The organism is Actinomyces sp., from assembly GCF_030524025.1.
Taxonomy (GTDB): Bacteria; Actinomycetota; Actinomycetes; order Actinomycetales; family Actinomycetaceae; genus Actinomyces.
Genome location: NZ_JAUNHI010000045.1, coordinates 10,138 through 14,060, shown reverse-complemented (window position 1 = coordinate 14,060; position 3,923 = coordinate 10,138). Strand labels below are relative to the sequence as shown.

Annotated in this window: 2 protein-coding genes; one reads left to right on the top strand and one right to left on the bottom strand. The window is 72.3% G+C overall.

Annotated elements, in window-relative coordinates; all coding sequences use genetic code 11:
• The coding region (locus tag Q4C85_RS11385; RefSeq protein ID WP_303142196.1) for a PT domain-containing protein at positions 1-969 on the bottom strand (969 nt) is incomplete at its 3' end.
• A 730-nt stretch (positions 970-1,699) separates the two neighbouring features.
• Here Q4C85_RS11385 and Q4C85_RS11380 point away from each other — a divergent pair.
• On the top strand, positions 1,700-3,923 hold a 2,224-nt coding region (locus Q4C85_RS11380), incomplete at its 3' end, for a DEAD/DEAH box helicase (RefSeq protein ID WP_303142194.1).

The window sequence follows — 3,923 nt, the reverse complement described above, 5'->3', positions numbered from 1 at the left end:
AGCACTGGGCTCGATGCTGGGCACCGGTTCAGCAGTGGGCTCCGCCGGCGGCGCGGCAGTCGGGTCCGCAGTCGGCTCCACAGTCGGGTCGGCAGTGGGCTCGGCGCTCGGCGACGGGCTGGGCTGAGGGCTCGACATGGGCTGCTCGACCGGGGCCGACGGGATCCGCACACTCGTGGTGGTCGGCTGCCCGTGGGCCAACGCCGTCACCGTGTAGCCGCCTCCTGCCGGTGCGCCCGCGGCGACGAGGTCCGCGATGTCGAGGAGGAAGCGGGTGCCGCTGAAGTATGCCCGCACGTTGACGTGGCTGACCGTCCCATCGGGCAGCGCCAGGGCCAGGGCCACCTTGTAGATCCCCCCGAAGGACGTGGTGCGGTCGAAGGTCCACCCCGTCCCGACCAGCGACGAGCCGGACTGCTCAAGGCCTGCGCACGGACCGGGCTGCGGCAGGCGGGCGTCGAGACCGATCGTGTCGGCGAGGACCCACGGGTCGGAGCTGGAGGCCCGCCACTCGATCCGGTACGTGCCCTCGTGGGGATCCATGTCGTTGGTGAAGGGCCACAAGGGCAGGGCGTAGTCCGCCTGTCCCGCAATGAACTCCGGGTAGACGACGCCGGCCTGGTACCAGCCGTCCTCATCAACCACTCGGATGTGGACGGCCACGGCCTTGGTCTGCGCGTTGTCCGGCGCATCGAGAGCCTGTCCGCGCGCGTCGGTCCACCCCGACAGGCTGAGCACAGGACGGTCAGTGCTCGAGGAGCTGATGTAGTGCCGGCCCGGCTGGGCCACCTGGACTGTCGCACCCTGGGGGCCTGCGCCGTTGAGCGCCGCGGCGGGCCCCACACCGAGGTGCACGGCGAGCGCGGTGACGAGCACGACGGACAGCACCGTCAGTGCGGCCAGCACCGGCCGCGCCACCGACTTCGGGAGCGCGCCGTGCCTCGGGAGGCGGCGAGAGGAAGGTGTCATCTAGTCGTACTCGTGGGGATCCGGGGAATAGGTTGACGCGTGCTCTCAGGGCACTCCAGGGATGACGACCACCCCCCGTTGCCGATCGGTTCCGGCGCGGAAGCACGTCGTCGTGGATTGATCGTATCGTCCATCGCCTGCGATCAGGACACTCTCGCAGCACGCGTGCGTGCTCCGCGCGGCCCATGGGGCTTCGACGGGCCGTGCAGGTCCTCGCGCCGCCACCGTGACCGTCGAGTACAACGGCGCCGTTTCAACGAAAAACACGGTGGTCCACGGCTGTCCGGTGAGCAGCGGACCGAGCATGGCGCCCAGGTCTCTCTTTCATCACGACTCGCCCCGGCCGAGCGCACCGAGGGCGTCGGAGGTCCCCACCGGCGAGGTGGCGACCAAGTGGGCCGGAATGATCGAGATCACCTGTGACCTCATGCGGCACAAGGCCCACGGCCCTCCGCACGACGCCGTCGGGCCATAGGCTGTGCCCCAGGAGTGATCCGCGCTGTGAACCCCGTTCGGGATCCGTAGCAGCCCCGTCGCGCACCGCGGTGCACCGGGGCCGTGACGATGGAGCCCCGTGAGTCTGTGCGTCGAGCCCGTCAGCCACCGTCTGCGACCCCGCGGTCGGTGCGGGGCGAGTGTGGTGGGTGCGGTGCGGCAAGAGCGGAGTCCCACTGGACTCCCCCACGCTCCGCAACGGTCCCGCGATGGGACCAGAGACGGGAAGAACTTGATGACTGCCACCAGCCCGGGGCCCTCCGTGCCCTCCCACGACGGCCCCGTGGGCCTCGACGACCTCCTCAACACCGATCCGGCCGCGACCGGGCACGACGTCGCCGCTCCCCCTCACACGGACCGGACCCCCGGATCCGCCGAGTCCTTCGACACCCCGGCCTCCTCGGACACCCCCGGGGACCCCGTCGACGTCGAGCACGAGGACGAGGACGACGATGTCGACCGCGGCCTGCCGGAGGCCGACCCCGAGCACCCCTGGGACCGCCCGGAGGTCGACCACTCCTCCGAGGACCTCGAGGAGGAGGAGGTCGACGGGCACACCCCCTTCGTCGAGACCGAGCCCTCCCCCGACGAGGACCACTCGCGACCCGCCAAGGTCACCTTCGCCGACCTCGGCCTGCCTGCCGACCTGCTCAAGGCGGTCACCGACATGGGCTACCAGACCCCCACCGCCATCCAGCGCGAGGCGATCCCGGTGCTGCTGTCGGGCCACGACGTCGTCGGTGTCGCCCAGACCGGCACCGGGAAGACGGCCGCCTTCGGGCTGCCGCTGCTCGACGCGGTCGACGCCGCCGAGGGCGCCGTCCAGGCCCTGGTCCTGGCCCCCACCCGTGAGCTGGCGCTGCAGAGCGCCGACGCGATCACCGACATGGCCCGGCGCTCACGCGGCCTCGACGTGGTGGCGGTCTACGGCGGCGCCCCCTACGGTCCGCAGATCGGTGCGCTCAAGGACGGTGCGCAGGTGGTCGTCGGCACGCCAGGGCGCGTCATCGACCTCATCGACAAGGGGGCCCTGCGCCTGGACGACGTGCGCTACTTCGTCCTGGACGAGGCCGACGAGATGCTGCGCATGGGTTTCGCCGAGGACGTCGAGACCATCGCGGCCTCCCTGCCCGAGCAGCGGCGGACCGCCTTGTTCTCGGCCACGATGCCCCCCGCCATCCAGGCCGTCGCCCGCCAGCACCTGACCGACCCCGAGCGCATCGAGGTCTCCCGCCAGTCCTCGACCGTCGACACCGTCCACCAGACCTATGCGGTGGTCCCCTTCCGGCACAAGATCGGTGCCGTGGCGCGTGTCCTGGCGGTTACCGACGCTCAGGCGGCCATCGTGTTCGTGCGCACCAAGTCCACCGCCGAGGACGTCGCCATCGAGCTGGCGGGGCGTGGCATCCAGGCGGCGGCGATCTCCGGGGACGTCCCCCAGCGCGAGCGGGAGCGGCTCGTCGAGCGCCTGCGCGCCGGCACGCTCGACGTCCTCGTGGCCACCGATGTTGCGGCGCGGGGCCTGGACGTGGACCGCATCGGCCTCGTGGTCAACTTCGACGTGCCGCGTGAGGCCGAGGCCTACGTCCACCGCATCGGCCGCACCGGCCGGGCGGGGCGCCACGGCGAGGCCGTGACCTTCCTGACCCCCAAAGAGAAGGGCAAGCTCCGCCAGATCGAGCGCCTGACGGGCAGCCGGCTGGAGGAGATCACGCTGCCCTCCCCGGCCGATGTCTCCGCCCACCGCGCCAAGGCCCTGCTCGAACGCGCCACGGCGCGCCACGAGCGCGGTCGCCTGGGGATGTACGCCGATCTCGTGACGACCGCCTCGACCGAGCTGGGCATCGACTCCCTCGAGATGGCGGCGACCCTTCTAGCGCTCGCCGTCGGGGACGAGGGCCCACGGCGCGCCGAGGCCGGTCAGGAGCGGCCGGCACGGGGCCGCCGGGAGGAGAACCTGGACGACGAGGGCAGCTTCGTGTCCGCCACCTTCGAGGGCTCGCGCCGCGACCGCCCCGAGGGCAAGCGGGGCGCCGCGCGCGGCGGTCGCCGCCGCGAGGAGGGGACCGGGACGGTCTACCGCATCGAGGTCGGCCACCGCGACCGCGTGCTGCCCGGCGCGATCGTCGGCGCGCTGGCCAACGAGGGCGGGATCTCCGGGGCCGATATCGGCAAGATCGACATCCTCCAGTCCTTCTCCCTGGTCGAGATCCACACCGAGCTGAGCCCCGACCAGCTCCAGGCCATGGGCCGGGCCACCTTCGGCGGCCGGGAGATGCGCATCCGACCCGATGAGGGCCCCGGTCACGGCTGGGACGGGCCTGGGGACCGCCACCACGACGCCGAGCGGCGGACCGGCCGGGGCCGGTTCGAGCGCGATGAGCGCCGGGGCCCACGCGGCTCGGGACGCTTCGAGGACCGGGGTGACCGGCGCGACCGGCGTGACCGAGGTTACGACC